The 26,693-nt window shown below is 58.0% G+C and carries 20 protein-coding genes and 1 pseudogene; 7 read left to right on the top strand and 14 right to left on the bottom strand.

Annotated elements, in window-relative coordinates:
- The first annotated feature begins 273 nt into the window (after positions 1-273).
- The 6 genes from N6L25_RS04710 (at position 274) to N6L25_RS04735 (ending at position 8,499) form a co-directional block, all read left to right on the top strand.
- Positions 274-1,977, top strand: coding sequence for a lytic transglycosylase (locus tag N6L25_RS04710; protein WP_271978415.1), 1,704 nt, complete (start codon positions 274-276; stop codon positions 1,975-1,977).
- 222 nt (positions 1,978-2,199) lie between these two features.
- Complete coding sequence (locus N6L25_RS04715) at positions 2,200-3,900, top strand: extracellular solute-binding protein (RefSeq protein WP_271978417.1); 1,701 nt, start codon at positions 2,200-2,202, stop codon at positions 3,898-3,900.
- 3 nt (positions 3,901-3,903) lie between these two features.
- Positions 3,904-4,983 (top strand): microcin C ABC transporter permease YejB, encoded by a 1,080-nt coding sequence (locus N6L25_RS04720; protein ID WP_271978419.1) that lies wholly within the window; start codon positions 3,904-3,906, stop codon positions 4,981-4,983.
- Between the two features lies 1 nt (position 4,984).
- Complete coding sequence (locus N6L25_RS04725; protein ID WP_271978421.1) at positions 4,985-6,013, top strand: ABC transporter permease; 1,029 nt, start codon at positions 4,985-4,987, stop codon at positions 6,011-6,013.
- A 1-nt stretch (position 6,014) separates the two neighbouring features.
- Positions 6,015-7,649, top strand: a complete 1,635-nt coding sequence (locus N6L25_RS04730) for an ABC transporter ATP-binding protein (protein WP_271978423.1) — start codon at positions 6,015-6,017, stop codon at positions 7,647-7,649.
- A gap of 64 nt (positions 7,650-7,713) precedes the next feature.
- Positions 7,714-8,499, top strand: coding sequence for an enoyl-ACP reductase FabI (locus N6L25_RS04735; protein WP_271978426.1), 786 nt, complete (start codon positions 7,714-7,716; stop codon positions 8,497-8,499).
- Positions 8,500-8,559: 60 nt separating this feature from the next.
- On the opposite strand, the gene N6L25_RS04740 is transcribed toward N6L25_RS04735, so the two are convergent.
- Positions 8,560-8,919: a PilZ domain-containing protein gene (locus N6L25_RS04740; protein ID WP_271978428.1), complete on the bottom strand. Its 360-nt coding sequence runs from the start codon at positions 8,917-8,919 to the stop codon at positions 8,560-8,562.
- Positions 8,920-9,004: 85 nt separating this feature from the next.
- Entirely contained in the window at positions 9,005-10,828 is a 1,824-nt protein-coding gene (locus tag N6L25_RS04745; protein ID WP_271978430.1) for a DUF1631 family protein, read from the bottom strand.
- A gap of 422 nt (positions 10,829-11,250) precedes the next feature.
- Here N6L25_RS04745 and N6L25_RS04750 point away from each other — a divergent pair, with 422 nt between their 5' ends.
- The gene (locus tag N6L25_RS04750) at positions 11,251-12,318 is read left to right on the top strand and encodes a 3-deoxy-7-phosphoheptulonate synthase (RefSeq protein ID WP_271978432.1); all 1,068 of its coding nucleotides are present in this window, start codon (positions 11,251-11,253) and stop codon (positions 12,316-12,318) included.
- 68 nt (positions 12,319-12,386) lie between these two features.
- Here the strand turns inward: N6L25_RS04750 and cobA are convergent.
- The 12 genes and pseudogenes from cobA to trpA form a co-directional block, all read right to left on the bottom strand.
- A pseudogene (cobA, locus tag N6L25_RS04755) lies at positions 12,387-13,211 on the bottom strand (uroporphyrinogen-III C-methyltransferase); the annotation flags it as partial.
- 14 nt (positions 13,212-13,225) lie between these two features.
- Positions 13,226-14,500, bottom strand: coding sequence for a serine--tRNA ligase (gene serS, locus N6L25_RS04760; RefSeq protein WP_271978436.1), 1,275 nt, complete (start codon positions 14,498-14,500; stop codon positions 13,226-13,228).
- A 127-nt stretch (positions 14,501-14,627) separates the two neighbouring features.
- Complete coding sequence (locus N6L25_RS04765; protein ID WP_271978438.1) at positions 14,628-15,974, bottom strand: replication-associated recombination protein A; 1,347 nt, start codon at positions 15,972-15,974, stop codon at positions 14,628-14,630.
- The gene (gene lolA, locus N6L25_RS04770; RefSeq protein ID WP_271978943.1) at positions 15,974-16,582 is read right to left on the bottom strand and encodes an outer membrane lipoprotein chaperone LolA; all 609 of its coding nucleotides are present in this window, start codon (positions 16,580-16,582) and stop codon (positions 15,974-15,976) included. Before lolA ends, N6L25_RS04765 begins: the two co-directional genes overlap by 1 nt.
- Before the next feature lie 85 nt (positions 16,583-16,667).
- Entirely contained in the window at positions 16,668-19,298 is a 2,631-nt protein-coding gene (locus N6L25_RS04775) for a DNA translocase FtsK (protein ID WP_271978440.1), read from the bottom strand.
- A gap of 74 nt (positions 19,299-19,372) precedes the next feature.
- Positions 19,373-20,596 (bottom strand): O-succinylhomoserine sulfhydrylase, encoded by a 1,224-nt coding sequence (locus tag N6L25_RS04780; RefSeq protein WP_271978442.1) that lies wholly within the window; start codon positions 20,594-20,596, stop codon positions 19,373-19,375.
- 44 nt (positions 20,597-20,640) lie between these two features.
- Positions 20,641-22,155 carry an amidophosphoribosyltransferase gene (gene purF / locus N6L25_RS04785; protein WP_271978443.1) on the bottom strand — a complete coding sequence of 505 codons (1,515 nt, stop codon included), beginning with the start codon at positions 22,153-22,155 and terminating at the stop codon, positions 20,641-20,643.
- A gap of 35 nt (positions 22,156-22,190) precedes the next feature.
- A complete protein-coding gene (locus tag N6L25_RS04790) occupies positions 22,191-22,736 on the bottom strand; it encodes a CvpA family protein (RefSeq protein ID WP_271978445.1) in 546 nt (181 codons plus the stop codon).
- Positions 22,737-22,840: 104 nt separating this feature from the next.
- Entirely contained in the window at positions 22,841-23,461 is a 621-nt protein-coding gene (locus N6L25_RS04795) for an SPOR domain-containing protein (RefSeq protein ID WP_271978448.1), read from the bottom strand.
- Positions 23,462-23,588: 127 nt separating this feature from the next.
- Positions 23,589-24,890 carry a bifunctional tetrahydrofolate synthase/dihydrofolate synthase gene (gene folC / locus N6L25_RS04800; RefSeq protein ID WP_271978450.1) on the bottom strand — a complete coding sequence of 434 codons (1,302 nt, stop codon included), beginning with the start codon at positions 24,888-24,890 and terminating at the stop codon, positions 23,589-23,591.
- A complete protein-coding gene (gene accD / locus N6L25_RS04805) occupies positions 24,874-25,800 on the bottom strand; it encodes an acetyl-CoA carboxylase, carboxyltransferase subunit beta (protein WP_271978453.1) in 927 nt (308 codons plus the stop codon). The genes folC and accD overlap by 17 nt, the downstream gene beginning before the upstream one ends.
- A 47-nt stretch (positions 25,801-25,847) precedes the next feature.
- Positions 25,848-26,660, bottom strand: coding sequence for a tryptophan synthase subunit alpha (gene trpA / locus N6L25_RS04810; protein ID WP_271978455.1), 813 nt, complete (start codon positions 26,658-26,660; stop codon positions 25,848-25,850).
- Positions 26,661-26,693 lie beyond the last annotated feature (33 nt).

Here is a 26,693-nt window from a genome sequence, read left to right on the forward strand (position 1 = left end):
GCGTAACGAGAGGCTTCTTGACCCTTCAAAAACCGTTCCCATAGAATTCAAGCCACTATGTTCCAACCGACGTTTCAACCGACGTTCCAACCGACGTTCCAACTGACGTTCGCACTGAGGTGGCTTTGAACCGTTCCTGGAACAGGCTCTGGGGAACCCCGAGGCCAATTAATGCGTTTCAGGAGACGTACAACGACTCCTGACCTACACGACACTCAGGTGCCCAGGGTTTGTGACCCTGGCGCACTGAACCAACACCGGATCAGCTTTAGTATGATGTCCAGACGTATCACCTGCCTTCTGTTCGCCAGCGCTTTGACCGGCGGATGCAGCAGCTTCTACCAGAACAACTCCAGTTCAACCAGTGTACTGGAGTCCGAGAGCCTGCAAGTGGCCGCCGGGGACGAAGACCTGGTCAGAGCCATTGAATCCGGCAATGGCTCCGGCGACCTGTCCACGGGGCAACTCGATGACTCCATTGATCCGGAGTTGAAAGAAACCGCCGCACAGGCGCGCGCCTCTCTGGAGGCCGTTCCCCCTCAGGTTGAGGACGACCCGGCCAATCATGACTTGTGGCAGCGGCTCAGAAACGGCTTCCAACTGGACCTGTCGGTGGACAACGAACGGCTTACCCAGCAATTGGAGTGGTACCAAAGGCACCCCAGTTACCTGGACCGGGTGTCTGAACGAGGCAGCCGCTACCTGCACTACATCATCACGGAGATCGAAAAGCGTGGCCTGCCGGCGGAGCTGGCCCTGCTTCCGGTGGTCGAGAGCGCGTTCGATCCGTTTGCCTATTCCCACGGCAGGGCGTCGGGACTTTGGCAATTCATTCCTTCCACCGGCAAGTACTTTGGTTTGCACCAAAGCTGGTGGCACGACGAACGCCGGGACATAGTCGCCGCCACCGACGCCGCGCTCACCTATCTGGAGCGGCTCGCCAATCGATTCGATGGCGACTACACCTTGGCACTGGCGGCGTACAACAGTGGGGGTGGTACCGTCTCCAGGGCGATACGGCGTAATAAAAACGCTGGCAAGCCGACGGATTACTGGTCGCTTGATCTCCCGCGTGAAACCCGCCATTACGTCCCCAAGTTGCTCGCCCTGGCAAAGATCTATAACGATCCCGGTGCCTATGGCATGAGCCTGCCTGCCCTCGAGGACACACCCTATTTTGAGATCGTGGAAACCGGGTCCCAGCTCGACCTGGCCCAGGCCGCAAACCTGGCAGGCACTTCCATGGAAGAGATCTATCTGCTGAACCCGTCCTATAACCGCTGGGCAACGACACCGTCAGGGCCCCATAGACTGCTGGTACCAACCACTAACGCAGACCGCTTCCGTGATGGGTTGGCCAGCCTCCCGGTACAGCAGCGGGTCTCCTGGAACAATTACCAGGTTCAATCCGGCGACAGTCTCATTCGCATTGCTCAGAAGTTTGGCACCACACCGGATGTCATCCGTGAGGTCAACAATATGCGAGGCGATCTGATTCGCAGCGGCCAAAGGTTATTGATTCCCACCGCCAGTAAAGGCGACGCAACCTACTCCCTCAGCCAAAACCAACGGCTGGCGGCAACCCAGTCCCGCGGCGGCAGGAGTGGAAATGGTGAACGTGTGGAACATCTGGTGCAAAGCGGCGATACCTTTTGGGACATCGCCCGGGACCATGGAGTAAGCGTGCGGCAAGTAGCCTCCTGGAATAATATGGCACCAGGAGATCCACTCATTCCCGGCAAGACACTGGTGTTGTGGTCAAAAACAGCATCCCCCAACAGCACCGCCAGCAACCGCAATAACATGGTGCGCAGAGTCGGCTACCGGGTGCGCAATGGCGACTCCCTGTGGACTATTGCCAGCCGTTTTTCGGTGGATGTGAGCGATATTGCGAGCTGGAACAACCTGAATACCTCCCGTTATCTGCAACCGGGCCAAAGTCTGGTACTCTACGTAGATATTCGAAACAGCAACTAAGCTCAGTGTATCGCTGTCCGATCGTCGAAGGCGGCCGCTTGACCGGCTTGCCTGGCGTTCGAATGCACTCCGGTCCGACAACAATAACCCAAACGTGCGAGACCCATGGTAAGAAAAAGGACGTCTTCATCCCGCCACCCGCTCACTCTCCTGGCTGCCATCCTCTTGGCGCTCCCGCTGCCGACTGCCGCCCAAGAAGCTGAGCCCAAACATGCTATCGCCATGCACGGGACCCCGGCTTACCCGGCAGACTTCGAACACTTTGACTATGTAAACCCCGCGGCTCCCAAGGGCGGAACCTTACGACTGAGCGTGGTTGCCAACGGCTTCGACTCCTTCAATCCATTTGTCATCCGCGCCGTCGCCGCTGCAGGAATCAATACCTATCTCTATGACACCCTGCTCAAGTCCTCCGCGGACGAGGCCTTCAGTGCTTACGGTCTGATCGCCGAGTCGGTCGAAACACCAGCTGATCGCAGCTATGTGGCGTTCAACCTCAGGGAATCCGCCAGATTCCAGGACGGCAAGCCAATTACTGCCGAAGATGTCGAATTTTCCTTTAATGTGCTGACCACCGAAGGACACCCGTTCTATCGCAATTACTACGGGGACGTATCAAAGGTCACGGTGGAAAACAGTCATCGCATTCGCTTCGACTTCGGCGACACTGAAAATCGGGAGTTGCCGCTGATCCTTGGTCAGTTTCCGATACTGCCCAAACATTACTGGCAGGAGCGCGAGTTCGGCAAAAACGGTTTAACCCCACCGGTGGGTAGCGGGCCCTACCGTATTGGTGAGTTCGATGCCGGCCGCTCCATTACCTATCAGCGCGTTGAAGATTACTGGGCAAAGGATCTGCCGGTTCGAAAAGGGCAATTCAATTTCGACCGAGTCCGCTACGACTACTACACCGACGATACGGTGGCGCTCGAATCGTTCAAGGCGGGTAATTACGACTTCCGCCTGGAATCCTCGGCCAAAAACTGGGCCACCGCCTACACCGGGGACAAGTTCGACAAGGGCGAGATCGTAACCGAGGCAGTCGTCCACCACCGGCCCGTGGGGCTGCAGGGCTTTGCCTTCAACACCCGTCAACCGCAGTTTGCCGACCGCAGGGTACGCCAGGCGCTGGCCTACGCCTTCGACTTTGGCTGGGCCAACACCAACCTGTTTTTCGATCAGTACACCCGTACTGACAGTTACTTTGAGAACAGTGAACTGGCATCGACCGGTTTACCCCAAGGTGACGAGCTGGCCATTCTCGAACCTTTCCGGGATCAGCTGCCCCCGGACGTTTTCGAATCGGTGTACACACCTCCCTCGACCAATGGCAGTAGCAGCCTGCGGGACAATCTCCGCACGGCCTTCAACCTATTAAAAGAAGCCGGCTACGAAATCCGGAACCGGCAGATGGTCAATGTGGAGACCGGCGAGCCGCTTCGCTTCGAGATTCTGCTGGCCCAGAAAAACTTCGAACGGGTGGTACTACCCTTTGAAACAAATCTTGAGAAACTCGGAATTGAGGTCGACGTGCGCCTGGTGGATACCACCCAATATATCCAACGGGTCCGTAACTTTGACTTCGACATCGTCACCCAGGTTTTCCCGCAATCGGATTCACCCGGCAACGAGCAGCGTGATTTTTGGTCATCCCAAAGTGTCGACGCAACCGGTTCGCGAAACATCATAGGGGTGAATAACCCGGTGGTGGACCAACTCATTGATCTGGTAATTCAGGCACCGGACCGGGAATCGCTGGTACACCGAGTGCGCGCGCTGGACCGTGTACTACTCCATGGCCACTACACCATTCCCCAATGGCACCTGACCAAGGATCGCATCGCTTACCGGGCACATCTGCAGCGGCCTGAGGTGACGCCCAAAGACGGCATCGACCTGGATAACTGGTGGATTGAGCAATAAGCCATGGGCGCCTATATTCTCCGCCGTCTGGCCCTCATTATTCCGACCCTGATCGGCATCATGCTGCTCAATTTCATCATCGTTCAAGCCGCCCCGGGTGGGCCTATTGAACAGTTCATCGCTGAGATGGAAGGTCATGGCGGCAGCGCACTCGCCCGCGCGGGTGGCGGTGGCGGCAGCGAAGTCGCCGCCGGGTCTGGCGATAGCCGGGGCTCGCGCGGCATCCCCCCCGAGCTGCTGAAGGAACTGGAGGTCATGTACGGTTTCGACAAGCCTCCCCATGAGCGCTTCCTGAAAATGCTCGGGGACTACGCGACCTTCGATTTCGGAGATTCGTTCTACCGCGACCGATCGGTGATCGAACTGATCATCGACAAGATGCCGGTTTCGATTTCACTCGGCCTCTGGTCCACGCTGATTATCTATCTCATTTCCATACCGCTGGGTATCAGAAAAGCCGTTACCGACGGCTCCCGTTTCGACGTCTGGACCAGTTCGATGATCGTGGTGGGTTATGCGATCCCCGGCTTCCTGTTCGCCTTCCTGCTCATCGTGTTGTTCGCCGGCGGTACCTATTTCGATTTCTTTCCGCTCCGAGGCCTGACCTCACCCAATTGGGAGGAGCTTAACTGGTATCAGAAGATCGTGGATTATTTCTGGCATCTGACCTTGCCGGTAACGGCCAACGTCATTGGCGGGTTTGCCACCCTCACCCTGCTGACCAAAAACTCATTCCTCGATGAAATCGGCAAACAGTATGTGGTCACCGCCCGTGCCAAGGGACTTGAGGAGCGCCGGGTGCTCTATGGTCATGTCTTCCGCAATGCCATGCTGATCGTAATCGCCAGCCTGCCCGGAGTTTTGGTGGCCCTGTTCTTCACCGGCTCATTGCTGATCGAAGTTATTTTCTCGCTGGACGGGCTGGGACTGCTGGGCTTCGAGGCGGCACTGAATCGGGACTATCCGGTAATCTTTGGCACCTTGTTCATCTTTACCCTTATGGGGCTGATCCTCAAGCTGATCAGCGACATCACCTACGTGCTGGTTGATCCGCGTATCGACTTTGAGAGTCGGGAGGGCTGACATGAAAGGCTTCAACCTGACCCCCATTCAGCAACGCAGGCTTACCAATTTCAAGCGCAACCGCCGTGGCTTTTGGTCACTCTGGATCTTTCTCGCGCTGTTCCTGCTTACGCTGGGAGCAGAGCTGATTGCCAATGACAAACCGCTGTTACTGTCCTACCAGGGTGACTGGTATGCCCCAGTGTTCCAGACCATTCCGGAGGAAAACTTTGGCGGCTTCCTTCCCACCGAGGCGGACTACCGGGATCCGTTCATTCGCGACGAAATTCAGGCCAACGGCTGGATGCTCTGGCCACCCATTCATTTCAGCTACGACACCATCAATTTCGACCTGGACGTGCCCTCTCCGGCGCCACCCTCGGCAGAGAACTGGCTGGGCACCGATGACCAGGGGCGGGATGTGGCAGCCAGGGTTATCTACGGTTTCAGGATTTCGGTGCTGTTCGGGCTCATTCTGACCATCATGAGCTGCATTGTGGGCATCGCGGTCGGTGCGATCCAGGGTTATTACGGTGGCAAGATTGATTTGCTGGGACAACGCTTCATCGAGATCTGGTCGGGCCTGCCAGCGCTTTACCTGCTGATTATCCTGTCCAGCATCGTGCAACCGAACTTCTGGTGGCTGTTGGGGATTATGCTGCTGTTCAGCTGGATGGGGTTAGTGGATGTGGTACGAGCCGAGTTCCTGCGGGCAAGGAATTTCGAGTACGTTCGCGCCGCCCGAGCGCTCGGCCTGGGTAACAGCAAGATCATGTTCCGCCATATTCTCCCCAATGCCATGGTCGCCACCCTGACCTTTCTGCCATTTATCCTGACCGGTGCCATCACTGGTCTGACCTCCCTCGACTTTCTCGGATTCGGCCTACCGCCAGGGTCGCCCTCCCTGGGCGAACTCATTGCCCAGGGGAAATCGAACCTGCATGCACCCTGGCTCGGCATTTCTGCCTTTGTCAGCCTGGCGCTCATGCTGACCCTGCTGGTGTTCGTAGGCGAGGCGGTCAGGGATGCCTTCGATCCAAGGAAAAACTGAGATGTCAGAACTGCTCACGATTTCCAACCTGTCCATCCGTTTTGGCGGCGGCAATAACGTCGTCAATGACGTCTCCCTGTCGGTTTCTCCTTCTGAAACCGTCGCCCTGGTGGGCGAAAGTGGCTCCGGCAAGTCCATCACCGCGCTTTCGATTCTTCAATTGCTGGACAGCCGCCACGTTGACTACCCTTCGGGCGAAATTCGGTTCGGCGGGGAAAACCTGCTGAAGGTGTCCGAGCGCAGACTCAGACAGATCCGGGGCCAGAAGATCAGCATGATCTTCCAGGAACCGATGACGTCCCTTAATCCCCTCCACACCATCGAAAAACAGATCACTGAAACCCTCGAGCTGCATCGGGGCATGCGCGGCCCACAGGCTCGAGCCCGTTGCATTGAACTGCTCGATCTGGTTGGCATTCCCAGCCCCAAAGACCGGCTCTCCAGCTACCCCCATCAGCTCTCCGGGGGCCAGAAGCAAAGGGTGATGATCGCCATGGCGCTGGCCAATGAACCTGAGCTGCTGATCGCGGACGAACCGACTACGGCGTTGGACGTTACTGTGCAGAAACAGGTGCTGGAATTGCTGGGCCAGCTGCAGAAAAAATTGGGCATGGCAATCCTGCTGATCACCCACGATTTGAGCATTGTCCGCCGCTATGCCGACCGGGTTGCGGTGATGGAAAAAGGCAGCCTGGTGGAAGAGGCCGATACCGAAACCTTATTTGCCTCCCCAGCCCACCCCTATACCCAGCGTCTGCTGAACGCCGAGCCTCATGGTCAGCCGCCCACTGGCACCGGAGTGCCCGAAACACTACTCAGCGTCGATCGCCTCAATGTTCGCTTTCCCACGGCTAAAAACTGGCTCGGCCGCACACGCGCCTGGTTTCATGCGGTTCAGGAGGTTTCGTTTCAGCTGAATAGAGGCGAGACCCTGGGGATCGTGGGTGAGAGTGGCAGCGGCAAGACCACCATCGGTCATGCCCTCCTCAAACTGACGACCTGTGACGGCAGCGTCGCATTGGGCGGTCAGGAACTGACTCCGCTGAACCAGAGGCAGTTCCGGCCCTATCGGCGAAATATCCAGATTGTATTCCAGGATCCGTTTGGCAGTCTGAGCCCGCGCATGTCCATCTCCGAGATCATCCGGGAGGGTCTGGAAATCCATGAGCCCGATCAGCCCATAGAGGCCCACGAACAGAAGGTGATGCAGGCGTTACAGGAGGTTGGCCTCGATCCTGCCGCCAGACACCGCTACCCCCATGAGTTTTCCGGCGGCCAACGGCAACGCATCGCCATTGCCAGGGCGTTGGTACTGCAACCGGAACTCATCGTGTTGGACGAGCCGACCTCTGCCCTGGATCGTACGGTGCAACGGCAAGTCATCGAGCTGCTCCGTGACCTTCAGTCCCGGTATCGATTGAGTTACCTGTTCATCAGCCATGACCTTGCAGTGGTGCGAGCCTTAAGCCATAAGCTGCTGGTGCTGCGTCATGGAAAGGTCATCGAATATGGCGATGCTGGAGCAATCTTTACCCAGCCGCAGACGGACTACACCCGGGAACTGCTGAACGCGGCCTTCTTTTACCAAACTGCGGATTTGCAAGCGCCAAACCCGTCAGGCACTACGACCAATTGAGCGTTACCCCTGCCTGTTCCATTCGGGGATAATGCGCTAAAACCGTCACACAGGGAGAATTGAAATGGGATTACTCAGCGGCAAGCGTGCCCTGATTGTTGGAGTGGCCAGTAAGCATTCCATCGCAGCTGGCATCGCCGAAGCGTTCTATCAGCAAGGCGCGGAGCTGGCATTCACCTACCAGAATGACAAGCTGAAGTCGCGGGTAGAAAAGTTTGCCGAAGGCTGGGGCAGTAATCTGACCTTTCCTTGCGACGTCGCCAGCGACCAGGAAATCGAACAGGTCTTTGCATCACTGAGTGAGCATTGGGACCACATCGATATCATAGTGCATTCGGTTGGCTTCGCACCGGCCCATGAGCTGGACGGTAATTACGTCGACGTCACCACCCGTGACGGCTTCAAGATTGCCCATGACATCAGTTCCTACAGTTTTGTTGCACTGGCCAAGGGCGCCCGCAACATGCTCAGCGAGAACAGCTCCATGCTGACCTTGAGCTACCTGGGTGCGGAAAAGGTGTTGCCGAACTACAACGTCATGGGGCTGGCCAAGGCCTCTTTAGAAGCCAATGTCCGTTTCATGGCTTCCAGCCTGGGCCAGGATGGTGTACGGGTGAACGGTATTTCGGCCGGTCCAATCAAAACCCTGGCCGCTTCCGGCATCAAGAGTTTCCGGCGCATGCTGGCCGAGAACGCCAAGCGGGCGCCACTCAAACGCAACGTGACCACCGAGGAAGTGGGTAATGCTGCCGCCTTCCTTTGTTCTGACCTGGCCAGTGGCATCACCGGTGAGATCCTGCATGTGGATGCAGGCTTCAGCGTGACCGCCATGGGTGACCTGGAAGACTGAGTTTCGAGGACTGTTGGAATGCGGTGATTGGCCGCCTTCCAACTCCCGAACCCAGGGGCGTCAGTCTTGCCCCATGGCAAGACCAACCGCTTCGACCCATTCCAAAAAGGAAGTCTCGTCGGATTCAAGAATCTTTAGCCCAGCGGCCCAGCAACGTTCTTCCACTGCACGGCACCAGATCACTTCTGTCATCAGTCTAAACGGCTCCTTAGCACACACCAGCGACACCGTCGCCGGTAACAACGCCCCCTCCTGCAACGGTTGACGACACTGCAACCGCAGCCCTGCTATCGACAGGTCGGTGCTGAACGCCTCCAGACGCGTGATGCCATCGCCCACGTCCGGGTCGCCGCTGTCCAACTCCAAAAAAACGTTTACTTTGCCTGTCAGCCTGTAATCAGTACGCTTTTCAGAAGTCACCTACCACCCTTCCCTTATCCATACTGAACCCTGCCCGCATCCTCATTCCCTTTTTGATATCCGGGCTCCCGAGATAGGGTTGTCATCAATGACGGCCCACCCGTATGCGACCGACCACCCTGGTGAGGGTATCGTCGAACTCCACTGCTCCGCTCAATATTCGAACTCTTCCGTCGGCCAGCTCTTTTACCAGAACCTCTTGCAGGAATTCCCGCCGATTGAGGCCCAGCCGGTCAACAAACACCAGTTTGCGACTGGCGTTAATTCGAACGGCGAGCTTCATTTTGGTGGGAGGTTCGCCGGATTCCCGGGAAGGCACTGCGATCCAGCTACCGAGCTTGAGACCATCGATTGCAACCTGAGCGGCCTGAAGACGTTCCTGCTGCACCCGCAAGCGCTCAGCTTCCTCCAGCTGTTGCTGCTTCGCCTCCTCTTCGGCCTTAAGGCGTTGCTGTTCCTGCAATTTGGCCGTGAGTTCCTCGCGCTTTTGCTGTTCGGCAGCCTCGACCTTACGCCGAAGCTCCTCTGCTCTCGCTTTTGCCTGAAGCGCCGCCTGCTCCCTTTGTCGGCGTTGGCCATGGTAGACCCCCGCAAGGGACAAAACCGTATCTTTTAATACATCCTGAAAACGATTAAGCGGAGGTATCGGTCTCAAGCGACCGGCTGACCGGGCCTGGACAAACTCCGACCAGGGCAGCAGGCCCAACTTTACGCCAGCCCCGTTGGTCCAGAGAACTTCACAGGTATCGTCCAGAAAGGCCAAGAAAAAACGTCGTTGCTCGTCGGCGCCCTGGCCTTCAACAAACCACTGCTGAAGTGCAGCTGCCAGTTCGTGCTCGGATGGCCGCGCCAGTGTTAACCAGCCTTCATCAAACTGGAGGTTTCGATGACCACCCAGGGCGGGCGCCAGTTCCAGCGGTTCGCCCCGCAGACGCGCAACGATCACGGTTTCGACAACATTCAGGGCACTTTGCGCCAAGGCCTGTCCGAACACCCTCTGCCACACCTCGGACAAGCGATCACCGATTTGCTCGCCAACATGATAGAGCCGATCAGAACTGCCATCGGACAAGCTGGGATCTCCAACCCATACCAGCCATTCCAACAACTTTCTCGCATGGCGCCAATCATCACTGGCCATCCCGGTGTTGAGCGCGACCTGCCGTAAGAGTTTGAGCCAATGGGTTACCACAAACTCGGAAATGGCATCAGGCAGCTCCCTTTCGATCAGAGCCCGTCCGACCAATGCCCGCGCTGTATGGTCTGCCCATCGCTGCCGCGCGGCGCCCTGTTCGGTCGCCAGCAACCGGCTCCGAAGCATGCCGACACGTTCAAGTCGTAGATCGGCGTCAGTCGCCCATTGGGCGCTGTAGGTTGAAAACGGCGTCAGTGTGCCCGTCTCGAAACAGGCGGACACCGCGATCACCATGGCGTCCAGTTGATCCAGTAACGCACGGGCCGAACGCCCGCCGGAATCACTCCAGCCGCGCCAATCGCCAAGGCTGTCCAGCCAATTCGTGATACCGCCTTCAAACCCGGACGCCCCCTGATCATTCAATCGCCAAGCCAGAAAAAAACGCAATCGGGCCACTTTTCCCGCCAGAGCCACGTGCAATCCCGAGGTCTGCAAGAACACATCCATAATGCGATCCGCAAGATAGGCGGAGTTCACCTGACGCACGGTCCAGGCCAGCGATACCGATTTGATGAGGTGAACGACAGATTCGTCCCGCTGTTCATTCCAGCAGGAAAGCAGCAAAGGCCGCCAATCCGCATGCCGGTCATCGTCCAGCGGGCCAACCGGATACGGCAGATCAGGAATACGGATCCCGCAAATAATATCGTTGATGAGTTGTTTGATGTCCGCTGAAACATCAGCTCCGGGCGGGGCTTTGACTTGCTGTGACATTCAGTTGTAGGTCCACATGGTGGCGAGTAAATTCCGTTTTATGCCGCTGACGCCGTGGTTCCAAAACAGCGATCCGGAGCCGGCCTGGTTTGCGGACCAACACACCGAACGTGGAGTGCGGTGCCAGCGACCAAACCATTGCACCATGGCATTCCCCGCGCGTCCAGAGCGGAGTCGTATCAGTTTGTACCACAAGGCGAAGAACACGCCGGCTCTATCAGGCAGAATCCCCCGGCTACCGCACCCTCGCCGCATTGCAAAGCCTGGGTAAATAACGCAGTATATCGAACACTCCGGTACACGGAGGCCTCACCTCCCGACCGTATAACCATTTGAATAGATGGGGCTCAATTGTTCACGTGACGCTCAATCGTTCATGTGATACCGCCCCGTAGCAGACACGAATCGAGGATCAAAGCAGCATGTCCGGCATCAAGCTCGAGAACGTCAACGTCGCCAGCCAGGAGACGTTGATTACCCCTGAGGCGCTGAAAGCGGAGATGCCACTGTCCGAACAGGCAGCGGCAACCGTCGAACGGGGACGTCAGGCGATTTACGACATTATGGATGGCAAGGACCATCGCCTGTTTATTGTTGTCGGTCCCTGCTCCATCCACGATGTGAAAGCAGCCCGGGAATACGCCGAGAAGCTCAAGGCCCTGGCGGAGGAAGTCAGCGACACCCTGCTGATCGTCATGCGGGTTTACTTCGAGAAGCCTCGCACAACCGTTGGCTGGAAGGGACTGATTAACGACCCCCACCTTGACGACACCTTCGACATTGAGCAAGGACTGCACATTGGCCGTCGCCTGTTGCTGGACATTGCCGAGCTGGGACTGCCCACCGCGACCGAAGCCCTGGACCCCATCTCACCCCAGTACCTGCAAGACACCATTTCCTGGTCCGCCATCGGCGCCCGAACAACCGAGTCTCAGACTCACCGGGAAATGAGCAGTGGCCTGTCCATGGCCATTGGCTTCAAGAACGGAACCGATGGGAGTCTGGACGTTGCGGTCAACGCCATGAAATCCGTTTCCCACCCGCACAGCTTCCTGGGCATCAATCAGGAAGGCCAGGTTGCCATTATCCGAACCCAGGGCAACGCCTACGGTCATGTGGTGCTGCGTGGCGGCGGCGGAAAGCCCAACTACGATTCCGTCAGCGTGGCGCTGTGCGAGCAGGCGCTGGAGAAAGCCGGGCTGCGCAAATCCATTATGGTGGATTGCAGCCATGCCAACTCCAACAAGGATCCAGGCCTTCAGCCCCTGGTGATGCAGGACATATCTCACCAGATTCTCGAAGGAAACAGCTCTATTCAGGGACTGATGGTGGAAAGCCACCTGAACTGGGGTAACCAGTCCATTCCCGAGGATCTGTCCCAACTGCAGTATGGTGTATCCATTACCGATGCCTGCATCGACTGGCCGACCACCGAGAAAGCGATCCGCGACATGCGCGACAAGCTCAAAGACGTACTGCCCAATCGCTAGGCCTCGACAATGCAATCAAAAAGGGACAGTGTTAACCACTGTCCCTTTTTTATGCCAACCAGACCGGACTAGGCGCCAATCCAGTCGAGCCTGGAGCGCAGCTCTACCACCTGGCCAATGATAATGATGGTGGGCGCCTGCACACCGCTTTCCTGAACCCTCTCGACGATATTACTCAGTTCGCCGACGACCACTGTCTGTTCCGGCGTGGTGCCCTTTGACACCAACGCGACCGGCATCGATTGATCCATGCCATGGGCAATCAACTCACGACTGATGATCGGCAGCCCCACCAAGCCCATATAAAACACCAGGGTCTGGTTGCTCTGCACGAAATCTTTCCACGGCAGGTCGCAGGTGTCATTCTTCAGATGGCCCGTCACGAAACGTACGGATTGGGCATAATGACGGTGGGTTAACGGAATTCCGGAGTATGCGGCACAGCCGGAGGCAGCGGTAATTCCCGGCACCACCTGAAAGCGCACTCCGGCCTCCGCCAGCGTTTCAATCTCTTCGCCACCGCGACCAAAAATGAACGGATCGCCGCCTTTGAGCCTCACCACCCGCTTGCCCTGCTGAGCCAGCTCCACCAGTTTCTGGTTAATCTGTTCCTGGGGCAATGCATGGTCCGCTCGACGTTTACCAACATGGATCCGCTCAGCAGTCTCCGGGATCAGGTCGATGATGTCGTTCGATACCAAGCGGTCGTACAGCACCACCTCGGCGGACGTAATAATCCGCCAGGCTTTAACGGTTAACAGCTCAGGATCACCAGGCCCCGCCCCAACAAGGAACACCTCGCCGGCGGAGTCGTTGGAATTGTGCGTTACCGGGTTAGCCCGGTAACGCGGGAGCACTGATGCGGTGCGGTCGCCCCCTTTTGGGGCGCCACTTTGTCCATTTTGGTTCATTGGATCCTGTCGATGCCTCTCATGTACGGCTTGAGTACATCGGGAACCAGAATGCTGCCATCCGCCTGCTGGTAGTTCTCCAGCACCGCTATGAGGGTACGGCCAACAGCCAGTCCGGAACCGTTCAATGTATGAACCGGCTCGGGCTTTCCGGTTTCCGGGTTACGCCAACGAGCATGCATACGCCGTGCCTGGAAATCACGGGTGTTGGAACACGACGAAATTTCGCGGTATTTCCCCTGACCTGGTAGCCAGACCTCAAGGTCAAAGGTACGCGCTGCGGAAAAGCCCATGTCCCCGCCGCAAAGCTCAACGACGCGATACGGCAACTCCAGCAGCTGCAGAACTTTCTCGGCATGCCCGGTCAGGGCTTCCAGCGCCGCATCGGACTCCGCCGGCTTGACCACCTGTACCAGCTCCACCTTGTCAAACTGATGCTGGCGGATCATGCCCCGGGTGTCCCGGCCGTAGGAACCGGCTTCACTGCGGAAACACGGTGTGTGGCAGACCAATCGAAGCGGAAGCTCCGCATCCTCAAGGATAGTGTTGCTCACCAGGTTGGTGGCTGGAACTTCAGCGGTCGGAATCAGGTAAAGCGGATGATCCCCCTCCATTTTGAAGAGGTCATCTTCAAACTTTGGCAGCTGGCCGGTGCCATACAGCGTGTTGGCATTGACCAGATAAGGTACATAGGCTTCGGTATAACCGTGCTCGATGCTGTGGAGGTCGAGCATGAACTGCGCCAGCGCCCGGTGCAGCCTGGCGACCGAGCCACGCATAACCGCAAACCGGGAATGGGCCAACTGGCTGGCGGTTTCAAAATCGAGCCCGCCCAAGGCTTCGCCCAAGGCCACGTGGTCCTTCACCTCAAAATCGAAATCCTTCGGCGCGCCCCAACGCCGTACTTCCACATTGTCGTCCTCAGACTCCCCGACCGGTACGGACGGATCCGGGACGTTCGGGATGCCAGCCAGAAAGGCGTTGAGCTGCTCCTGAACCTCACGAAGCTCCTCTTCTGCCTCAGAGCGCTGACGCTTCAGGCTTTCCACTTCGTCCAGCAGAGGCTGAATGTCCTCGCCAGACGCCTTCGCTTTGCCGATGGATTTGGAGCGCTTGTTCTGCTCACTCTGCAGCGACTCGGTACGGACCTGAATCGAGCGTCGACGCTCTTCCAGTTGCTCAAAGGTCGACTGGTCAAAATCAAACCCTTTGACAGCCAGTTGACGGGCAACCTCTTCGGTTTGAGTGCGTACGCGTTTTGGATCGAGCATGATTGTCCTGATTCTGCGGTATCTGTTTGAATGAAAATGGCTTCGTTCGGCACTTTGATCGCATTATACCTGCGGGAGCGTCGCTGAACACTGCCCCAAGGCTCGGGATTCGGCGACCAGGCAGCCGCTAACCTTTGTCAGGCGGGTATCGCTGGCGATCACTGCTGCGATTCATCTCGTCCAGTCGCGCGCGCTTATCAGCCAGCTTGATCTCCAGACCTCGGTTCACCGGCTGATAATAGCGACGCCCCTGAATGGCCTCCGGCAGGTAACATTCACCGGCCGCGAAGGCCCCTGGCTCATCGTGGGCGTAGCGGTAGTCATCTCCATGACCGAGCGATTTCAATAACTTGGTGGGCGCATTGCGAAGATGAACCGGGACCTCGTAATCCGGCTCGTTGCGTATGTCGGCCATGCAGCGGTTAAAGGCCTGGTAGACTCCAATACTCTTGGGGGCCAGCGCCAGGTAAGTGACTGCTTGGGCGAGGGCCAAATCGCCTTCCGGCGACCCCAAACGCTCCTGGGCGTCCCAGGCATCCAAGGCCAGCCGCAATGCCCGCGGATCAGCGTTACCGATGTCCTCACTGGCAATTCGCACCAGGCGTCGGGCGACATAGAGCGGATCGCACCCGCCTTCCAACATTCGGCACAACCAATACAACGAGCCATCCGGGTCAGATCCGCGAACGGATTTATGCAGCGCGGAGATCTGGTCGTAAAAAATATCACCGCCCTTATCAAACCTGCGCAGACTCGTCTGCAGGACCATTTCAAGGTTCTGCGGGGTAATTCTGGCGGCACCGGTGTCATCGGGTTCGGCCAGATCGGCCCCCACCTCAAGCACGTTGAGGGCCCGGCGGGCATCGCCCCCTGCCGCACCGGCGATGAGTCCCAGCACTTCGTCGCTGACCACTACGCGGCCGGCCAGCCCCTCCGGGGCTTCCAGTACACGCCGGAGCAACATCAAAATATCCTGCTCGCCGAGCTGCTTGAGTACGTAAACCCGGGTCCGCGACAGAAGCGCGCTGTTGAGCTCGAAGGAGGGATTTTCGGTGGTTGCCCCGACAAAGATGAAGGTGCCGTCTTCGATATGGGGTAAAAAGGCGTCCTGTTGACTCCTGTTGAAGCGATGGACCTCATCAACGAACAACAGGGTGCCGCGGCTTTCGGAATGTTTGCGCAGCTTGGCCCGGTCGACGACGGCGCGAATATCCTTGACCCCGCTAAGCACCGCGGAGAGGGTTTCAAAGCTCAGATTGCCAACGTTCGCCAGCAACCGGGCAAAGGTGGTCTTGCCCACCCCGGGAGGTCCCCAGAGCACCATGGAATGCAGCTGTTCCTGCTCAATCGCCCGGCGCAAGGGTTTACCCGGGCCCACCAGGTGAGCCTGACCAACGTAATCGTCCAGCGAACCAGGGCGCATCCTGGCTGCCAGCGGCTCAAACCCTGCGTCGACGAACAGGCTGTCCTGCATCAGACCCCGTCCTGGATGACGTCAACGCCCTCCGGGTACTCCAGAGCGAATGTCGAGTCCGCCAATTCCGCGTTGAGCTGGATCTGGTCGAAACTGAGGATGCTGAGCTGAGCCAGGGAGTCTTCCAATCGCATCTCCTGCAGCTCGCCTCGATAGAACGAAAGGCGCAGCGACACAAACAGCGAATCCGGATTGCGGGGTAGCAGGGTGAATTCACGGGTATCCTGCCCAAGGCGGCGCTCGCTCACCTCGTAGTGTTCGGCAAGATTGTCGACTTCGCCACTGAGTAGCAACGCCGGAGTACTGGCCGCTCGATCATCCAGAGCATGAATCGTCACCTGCTCGAGATCCGGATCATAGACCGAGACGCGCTCGCCATCGCTGACGATGAACTGCGCCATGGGCTCATTGGTTTCCCAATAGAACAGGCCGGGGCGCTTGGCCTTGAGCATGCCCCGGGATTCCTGAACCTGGCCACCGTTCTCGTCAACCAGTATCTGAATGAAGCGAGCCTGGTAAGTCCGATAGCCCCGCAGGGTCTGAGCCAGCTCCTCCGCTGCCGAAGACAGGGATTGGGCCGCGACCGGGGCCGTCAGCCAAACCGCCATGAATGCCAACAGGCCGGCGACTACGTTGCTCATTCTCATCGTTGCTCTCCTAATTTCTCACCTGGTTTCTCACCTAGATTTTCACCTAGTCTCGCGGTGGGGGGGGTGCCAGAACTTCCCGCGACCCGTTGTGGCCCGCCGGACTGACGACACCGGAGGCCTCCATGGCCTCCACCAGATTGGCCGCTCGGTTGTAGCCAATCTTGAATTTTCGCTGTACCGAGGAGATGGAAACCCGGCGACCTTCGGTGACGAAGGCCACGGCCTCGTCAAACAGCGCATCCCCCTCACTGTCGCCGCCACCTTCATTGAGCGTGGGAACTCCCGGCAGGTGTTCACCTTCGGCTCCATTAAGCACATCGTCCACGTAGATGGGTTCTCCACGGGCCTTCCAGGCACTCACCACGCGATGGACCTCATCATCATCAACGAAGGCGCCATGCACCCGGACAGGCAAACCGGTTCCCGGCGGTAGATAGAGCATGTCCCCGTGCCCCAGGAGCTGCTCCGCACCGCCCTGATCAAGCACCGTGCGCGAATCGATCTTGGACGAGACCTGGAACGAGATCCGAGTGGGAATGTTGGCTTTGATCAGCCCGGTTATCACATCCACCGATGGCCGCTGGGTGGCAAGTATCAGGTGGATACCGGCGGCACGGGCCTTCTGCGCGATCCGGGCAATCAGCTCTTCCACCTTCTTGCCGACAATCATCATCATGTCGGCGAATTCGTCGATCACCACCACTATGAATGGAAGCGCTTCCAGCTCGGGCCGTTCCTGCTCGTCATTGTTGAGGTACTCATCCGGTTGCCAGAGAGGGTCCAGCAACGGCTCACCAGCCTCCTGGGCCTCCTTCACCTTGCGGTTGTAACCGGCAATATTGCGTACGCCCAGGTTCGCCATCAAGCGGTAGCGACGCTCCATTTCCGCCACACACCAGCGCAAGCCGTTGGCGGCCTCTTTCATATCGGTCACAACGGGAGCCAACAGGTGGGGAATGCCGTCATAGATACTCAGTTCAAGCATCTTGGGATCGACCATGATAAAGCGGACTTCTTCCGGGGTGGCCTTGAGCAGCATGCTGATCAGCATGGCGTTGACCCCCACCGACTTACCTGAGCCCGTGGTACCGGCCACCAATAGGTGCGGCATCTTGGCGAGGTTGGCAACCACCGGGTTACCACCGATGTCGTTGCCCAGGGCCATCGTCAAGGCGGAACTGGACTCTTCGAACACCGGCGCTCCCAGCACCTCGCTCAAACGCACCATCTCGCGGCTCTCGTTCGGAATTTCGATACCGATAACCGATTTTCCCGGGATCACCTCAACGACTCGGACACTCAGCACGGCCAGCGAACGAGCCAGGTCTTTCGCCAGATTGGATATTTTGCTGACCTTGACGCCAGGCGCCGGCTTGATTTCGAAACGGGTGATGACCGGGCCGGGATTGACCTCAACCACTTCTACGGTGACCCCGAAATCCGCCAACTTCTCCTCAAGCAGGCGCGACATATGCTCAAGCGATTCTTCGGAATATCCCTTTTCCTGGTGCTCCTCGGGGGGGTCCAGCAATGAAATGGGTGGAATGGCACTTTCGATGTCTTCAAACAGCGTGGGCTGTTTACCACCGTCTTTCCTGGCCGGTTTGTCATCCCGTTTGAAAGGGGAAATTTTCAAGGATTTCGAGGGCCTTGAGGGCTCTTCCAGCGGCTCTTTAGGTGATTCTTTTGGCGATTCCTTACGTGACTCTTTCCGTGAGTCTGGCGCGTTGGACTTGACCGGCCGGGCTGGCGCTACCGGCTCCGAATCCCAAGACGAAAAACTTTCCAACCGCGCCGGCTCCTCTGGGATCGACCGCAGGGTGTCGCCCAGCGCGGGCTCTTTCCGCTCAGCGGTCTTGTCGCTCACCCCGGTCCGCCCTGCCCTGCGCCCCATCCAGGGCAGTTTCCGCCACCAGCGGGTGACTTCAGCGTCTAGCGGTTCGGCCACTCGGGTATTCAGCACCGGCGGTTCCGGTTGGGCATCGGGCTGTGGCCTGGGTTGATCAACATCGGCGAGCGCCGACGCCTGCATCCGCTCCTGGACCGACGCCCAGCACCACTCATAGCCCTTCAAGGTCAATCCGCCCACCTGATCCATAAGCCAGAACCAGGACAAACCGGTGGTCACCGTCAGCGCGAACAGAAAGATGGCGACTAACAACAAAGTGGTCGCGGGCAGGTTGAAGAACAGCACCATGGCGTCGGACACCGCCACGCCCATCACGCCGCCGGAGGATGCCGAAAGACCGAACAGCGAGTACAGGGAGAGCAGACTGGTGGCGGATAACGAAATCAGCGCAAAACCGCCGAATCGCACCATAAACAGCGGCCAATGCAACTCCATAGGATCGTTACGTCGCCGAATGAGCATGATCGCGTAGCCGGCGACCATGGTCGGGAACAGGAACGCCACATAGCCGAAGAAATCCATCAGCAAGCTAGCCAGCCAGGCGCCGGTGCGTCCCGCATAATTGGTGACATCGGTTTGGTGGCCAATGCTTGCCCAGCCCGGGTCCGCCGGACTGAAGGTGAGCAGAGACATAAACAGGTAGATAGCCAACACCACCAGCGCAATGACCGCGCCTTCACGCGCGCCCTGTCCGACCAGTTTGCGAAAGCGCTGTTGCTTCTCGGTGAGTTCCGGTGACTTCTGTGCTTTTTTGGGCTCTGCCATGAAAACTCTGACGATTCCGTTACTGTGTGTCGTCCCTGCGGAAACCCGCGACGGTCTGGTTGTCTCCGCCCCACTCAGCCCTTGAGGGCGTCTAATCCACGGGAAAGATCCTTTTTCAGATCCGCGCTGGATTCGATACCGACGGATACCCGAATGAGGTTTTCGGTAATTCCGGCCTGGGCCTTATCTTCCGGAGACAGCCGGCCATGGGTCGTGGTCGCCGGATGAGTGATGGTGGTCTTAACATCGCCAAGGTTGGCGGTAATCGAAATCATCCGTGTGGCGTCAATGAACGCCCACGCCGCTTCCCGGCCACCGCGCACCCGGAACGACAGCACACCACCGAAACCACTTTGTTGTTTTAGCGCCAACTGGTGTTGCGGGTGCTGCTTGAGGCCGGCATAGAAGACTTCCTCTATGCCTTCCTGCTGCTCCAGCCATGTAGCCAACTCTAACGCATTCTCACAGTGGGCACGCATACGAATTGGTAACGTTTCCAGTCCCTTGAGGAACACCCAGGCGTTAAACGGACTGAGGGTCGGACCGGCGGATCTCAGAAAGCCGTAGACCTCCTCCATCAGCGCGTTGGAACCAACAACCACGCCGCCAACACAGCGGCCCTGGCCGTCCAGGTACTTGGTGGCGGAATGAATCACCACGTCTGCGCCGAACTCCAGGGGGCGTTGCAAAATCGGCGTGCAGAAGCAGTTATCCACCACCAGCAAGGCGTCCGCAGACTTCGCCAACTGGGACAGCGCCTCCAGGTCGGCCACTTCGCACAACGGATTGGATGGGGTCTCCAGAAACAGCATCCGGGTGTTGGATCGGACGGCGTCCTGCCACTGACGCAAATCCGTCAGGCTGACAAACGAAATTTCAACGCCAAACTTGGCGAAGTATTTCTGCAGCAGCACATTGGTGGTGCCGAACACACCGCGGGAACACACCACATGGTCTCCGGCTTTTAACAACGCCATACAGGTGCTAAGAATGGCCGCCATGCCAGACGCCGTTGCCACCGCACGTTCGCCGCCTTCCATTGCCGCGATTCGGGCCTCGAATGCCTGCACGGTGGGGTTGGTGAATCGGGAGTAAATGTTACCGGGCTCTTCGCCACCAAAACGCGCGGCAGCCTGGGCCGCACTGCCGTAGACAAAGCTGGAGGTTGGAAAAATCGGGTCGCTGTGCTCGAGCTGGGCCGTCCGTACCTGCCCGGCCCGTACTGCCAGCGTTTCGACCGACATGCCCTCTAAATCGGCCTCAGGAATGAAGGTATGCTCTTCTCGGCGATAGGTCATTTGCAGCTCCTTACAGTTTCCTGACGGCCCGGCACGGCCACAGATCAGTCTTCGTCGTTATGCAGATCAATGATCGCGTTGTCAGCCTTGGCCTTAGCGGACTTGTTCTTGTCGCTACGAAGCGCCTCGATGCGCTCGAGGTAGGCCTGGTCGACGTCCCCGGTGACGTATTGCCCATCAAACACTGAGCACTCCCAGGACTCAATCTCGGGGTTAACGTCGTTCACGCAGGTTATCAGATCGTCAAGATCCTGGTAGATCAGCCAGTCGGCACCGATCATCTCACAAATTTCTTCCACGCTTCGATCGTGGGCGATCAGTTCGCTCGCCGATGGCATGTCGATGCCGTACACGTTGGGGTATCGAACTGGGGGCGCCGCAGAGGCAAAATAGACGTTTTCCGCCCCGGCATCGCGAGCCATCTGAACGATTTCCTGGCAGGTTGTGCCCCGGACAATGGAATCATCCACCAGCATCACATTCTTGCCACGAAACTCCAGGTCGATGGGATTGAGCTTCTGGCGCACCGACTTCTTGCGCATTTTCTGGCCCGGCATGATAAACGTCCGGCCAATGTAACGGTTTTTGATGAAACCCTCGCGGAACTTCACACCCAACCGATGCGCCATCTGCATGGCGGAGGTTCGGCTGGTATCCGGAATGGGGATGACGACATCAATATCGTGATCCGGTCGCTCCCTCAGCACCTTGTCTGCCAGGGTCTCCCCCATTCGCAGGCGAGCCTTATACACCGATACCTTATCCATGATGGAATCTGGCCGGGCAAAGTAAACGTGCTCAAAAATACACGGGATCAGGTGCGATTGCTCTGCGCACTGCTGAGTATACAGGGTGCCATCGGTTTCGATGTACACCGCTTCACCGGGGGCGATATCGCGCACCAGGGTAAAACCGGCTGCACTGAGCGCGACGCTTTCCGAGGCGATCATGTACTCACGCCCCTCCTCGGTCTCCCGAACGCCGTAACAGACAGGCCGAATGCCGTTGGGATCGCGAAAGCCGACGATGCCGTACCCCGTCACCATGGCAATGACCGCGTAAGCACCTTTACAACGCTGATGCACCGCCTTAACCGCAGCAAAAATCTCATCCTTGGTCGGATCAAGCTTGCCGAGTTTCTGCAGTTCATGGGCAAAGACATTGAGCAACACCTCGGAATCCGAATTGGTGTTGATGTGGCGAAGATCAGTACGGAACAGGTCCTGGCTCAGCTCATCGGCATTGGTGAGGTTGCCGTTATGGGCCAGCGTGATGCCGTAAGGACTGTTGACGTAGAACGGCTGCGCTTCAGCGGAACTGGAGCTGCCTGCGGTTGGGTAGCGTACGTGTCCAATTCCCACATTGCCAACCAGACGTCGCATGTGTCGGGTACGAAACACGTCTCGCACCAGCCCGTTGTCCTTGCGGAGGAAAAAACGGTCATCCTGAAAGGTGACAATGCCCGCCGCATCCTGGCCCCGGTGCTGTAAGACCGTCAACGCGTCGTAAAGCGCTTGGTTGACGTTAGAAGTGCTGACTATTCCGACAATTCCACACATGGATAGGGTCTACTCCGAAGCGTTTAAGCTGAATGTTAGCGGTGAGCCGCCGCAGGTTCCATAAGGGTTTCTGACTGCTCCTCAGCCGGGCCAAGAAACTGGGTAAAATCATCTCCCAGCGTCCGTCGGGACCAATCCTCAACCACCGACAGGCGGTCAATCATGATGGAGGTCTGCCACCAGGTATCATTAGCAAGCGGGGTGTAACGGGTAAAGGCGATTGCCACTATGACCACCACCACGCCACGCAAAAGCCCAAACGCCATCCCCAGCACCCGATCGGTTGCCGTAAGGCCGGTCGCGTGGATCAGATGGCCGATCATGTTGTTTATGATCGCACCTACGATCAGCGTTGCAAAAAACAATATTGCAAAGGCTGCAATCAAGCGGACTAATGGGGTTTCAACCGAGTTCTCCAGAAGGGATTGCATCTGGGGATGGAAGGTTCGTGCGATGACAAAGGCACCCACCCAGGTCACCAACGACAGCGCCTCTTTGACGAAACCGCGCTTGAGGCTGATAAGAGTTGATACAGCTATGAGGGTGATGACCACCCAATCGATCCAGATCAGCGCATCCATGAATTCGCTACAAGAAGGCTCAGTGAAAAACGGAAGCGCAAATTCTATCAGGAATCCCCGGCACACCAAACTCCAATTGGCAGCGGGGACGCCATGAATACCGATTAACTGTCGTTTGAGGTGACCAGGCTATTCAAACCGAAGGCGGCGTCGAGCTTGCGTTTGGCTTGCTCAGCGGAAGCTTTATCGGCGAACGGTCCGCAAAAGACCCGGGTTAACGCGGTATCGCCACGGGAAATCTGTTGCAGGTGGGAGCTGAAGCCCTGCTCCCGAACGTTATCCCGCAGCCGGCGCGCATTATCGGCATTACCAAAGCTTCCCAACTGAACCACCCAGGCACCTGCCAGAGAGCGGCTGAAATCCTGCTGATCTACGGTTTGGGGCTCCGGTTCAGGCTCTGGACTCCCGGACGCAACCGACTCGGCCACAGGGTCTGGGGCGGGCGCAGGCTTGGGAGGCGCGATGGGCTCCGGTGCGGGGGCCGGCGCCGCGGGCTTAGCTTCGGCGACAGGGTCGGCCGTTGGCTCTTCCTCGATGTGGTACGCCGGCGTCTCTACGGCCACCGGCTCAGGCATTTCAACTTCCGGGAAAGGCGGCTCCTCTGGAAGGCTAATGACGCGGGAAGATCGCTCGGAATGGGGCTCATCAAACAGCATGGGCACAAAAATAACCGCCAGCGACACCAGTACCAACGCACCAATGACCCTTTGTTTAAGTCCGTCCACGATCTTTAATCCCCTGTTGATAGAGCGTCTTCCAGAAATACTAACCGGGCCTTGCCGAGAACTCAAAACCAGCCTGCCTTAATGACCGATTTTTAAGGCGAGCCCGCCGACCTGGGCCAGCGTGGTATCAGGCACCGAGTAACGCCTGCCTGGCTTCGGCGACAGTAAAAAATGAACCGAACACCAGAATCACATCCGCCTCGTCAGCCTCGGCGATGGCGAGCTGCAAGGCTTCCCCGACCGATATCGCCAGCGCCGGCGATTCGATCCCCTCGACGCCCCCAATCCGCGCCTGCAGCTCCGCTACGGAGACGCCCCGGGGACAAGTCAGTCCGGCCAGATACCAGTAATCGACGACATCACGCAGCGCCTGTATCACACCCAGGCTGTCCTTGTCGGCAAGACAGGCGTAAATACCGCGAACCCGCTGGCCAGGCTGTTTCAGCTGACCCAACCGCTCCGCCAGCCACGCCGCAGCGTGCGGGTTGTGACCGACGTCCACATATATATCAGGGGCTTGTGACAATCGTTCAAATCGCCCTGGCAAGTGTACCCGGCCCAAGGCATTCTCAATGGCGCCATCGCCCAATCCGGGCTCGAGCATCCAGGCGGCCACGACCGCCGCTGCAACGCTTTGCCGTGGCAGGCTAAGGCTCGGCAGTGCCAAGGAGCGATCCAGCGAGGGGCATCGCAGCACGGTCGAATCGGGCCCGCAATCGAGATGATAATCCGTGCCCAAGCGCATGAGCTGAACGCCCTGCGCTGCCACTTGCTGCAGTACGGATCTCGGCGGCGACATTTCAGCATAAATTGCCGGTCTGCCGGCGCGCAGAATGCCGGCCTTTTCGAAACCAATGACTTCCCGGTCATCGCCAAGGAAGTCCACATGATCAATACCTACCGAGGTGATAATTGCCAGATCCGCATCGACCACGTTCACGGCATCCAGCCGCCCGCCCAACCCTATCTCCAGCACCCAGTCCTCGACGCCGGCATCCGCCAGAGCCACAAAGGCAGCCAGCGTGCCGAACTCGAAATAGGTGAGACTGATCGCACCCCGGGCTTGCTCAACCCGCTCAAAGGCGGCGACAATCGCGTCGTCGGTCAGCTGTTGGCCGTCGATGGTGATCCTTTCGTTATAGCGGTGCAGGTGAGGAGAGGTATAGGTGCCGACATGACGTCCGGCCTGCCTGAGGATCTGGGCGAGGCAGGCCACGGTGCTGCCCTTGCCGTTAGTGCCGGCAACGGTGACGATACGCCCTTTCGGTGGCCGCCTAAACAGCCTTCGGAAAACCGTGAGAACGCGATCGAGCCCAAGATCGATTTCGGAGGGATGGATGGCTTCGAGGTAACTTAGCCAGCTCTCAAGACTCCCCCCCGCGCCCGGAGCTACCGGTCGGGGGGGGGCAGGATCAGGTTGCTTCGACATCTGAGTCAGACTTCTCGCTCACTTCAAATTCTATTTCGGCATCCGGCTCAGGCTTACTCTGGTTAGTGAACTTCGCCAGGATACCACCGATACGATCGCGCATTTGATGGCGATGGACGATCATATCAATCGCACCGTGCTCAAGCAGGAACTCGCTCCGTTGGAAGCCTTCCGGCAGCTTTTCCCGAACAGTCTGTTCAATCACCCGCGGCCCAGCGAAACCAATCAGAGCATTGGGTTCGGCCATGTTCAGGTCTCCCAGCATGGCCAGGCTAGCGGACACACCGCCAAATACCGGGTCCGTCAAAACCGAAATGTAGGGAATGCCCTGCGCCTTCATTTTCTCCAGCACCGCAGCGGTCTTGGCCATCTGCATCAGCGACAGTATGGCTTCTTGCATGCGGGCGCCACCGCTAGCGGAAAAGCAGACCAGGGGAATACGCTCCTCCAGGCAAATATTGGCAGCCTGGACGAACTTCTCACCCACCACCTGCCCCATCGATCCACCCAGGAAGTTAAATTCAAACGCACAGGCAACCAGGGGAATGCCTTGGGAAGTGCCGCGCATGGCGACCAGTGCATCCTTTTCGCCCGTGGCTTTCTGATTCTGAACCAAACGCTCTTTATAGCGTTTGCTGTCCTTGAACTTCAGTCTGTCCCACGGTTCCAGCTCAACGCCGATTTCAGAGCGTCCATCCGGGTCCAAAAAGATATCCAGCCGCCGTCGGGCGGACACACGCAAATGATGCTCGCACTTCGGGCAGACCTCCAGATTCTTGTCCAGTTCAGGCTTATACAGGAACGCGCCACACTTCGGGCACTTTTTCCACAAACCCTCCGGTACACCGGTACGCTGCTTGGATTCCGAGCGGATCTTGCTCGGCATAATCTTGTCCAGCCAGTTACTCATGATGTCATCCTGTCCTTCGATGCCTGCCTGCCCCGCACCTCCCCTAGTCAGGAGGCCAGGTCGTCCAGAGCGCTACGCATGGGTTGCAGCAGACCCTCGAGCGCCTGTTTAAGTTGCTCTGGATCCGCCTGATTTTTGGCTATTGTATCGACCAGAACACTACCGACAATTACACCATCGGATACCCGGCCAACGGCGGCAGCGGTTTCGGCATCCCGAATGCCAAAGCCGACGCCCACTGGCAACGATGTCAATTCGTGAATGTGCCGGACCTTGTCGGCCACTTCATCCACGTTGATGCGAGCGGCTCCGGTTACCCCTTTGAAAGAAACATAGTACACATAGCCAGAGGAATGTTTGCTGATGGCGCGAATACGTTCATCGGTGGTGGTTGGTGCCAACAGGAAAATCGGATCGAGGTCACGGGCGGCAAAGAGCGGCGCCACGTCGCCGGCCTCTTCCGGCGGCATATCGACAGTGAGGATACCATCGATCCCCGCCTCAACCGCGGCATCGGCAAACGCCTCATAGCCCATGGCCTCCATGGGATTGAGGTAGCCCATCAACACCACGGGGGTGCCGTTATCTTTTTCGCGGAACTGTTTGACCATGCCAATCACCTGACGCAAGGAGGTGCCGTGCGCCAGTGCCCGCTCACAGGCCAACTGGATCACCGGTCCATCCGCCATCGGGTCTGAAAACGGCACCCCCAGCTCAATGATGTCTGCGCCGGATGCAACCAGTGTGTGCATCAGCTCGACCGTTTGGTCGGGATGGGGATCGCCCGCCGTGATATACGGAATCAGCGCCTTCCGGCCCTGGCCCTTGAGGTTGTTCAACACGCCTTCGATACGACTCATGGAGAATCCTTGACTCAATCAGCGCAACCCAAC

Origin of the sequence: Marinobacter sp. SS21 (assembly GCF_028369065.1) — a bacterium.
GTDB lineage: Bacteria > Pseudomonadota > Gammaproteobacteria > Pseudomonadales > Oleiphilaceae > Marinobacter.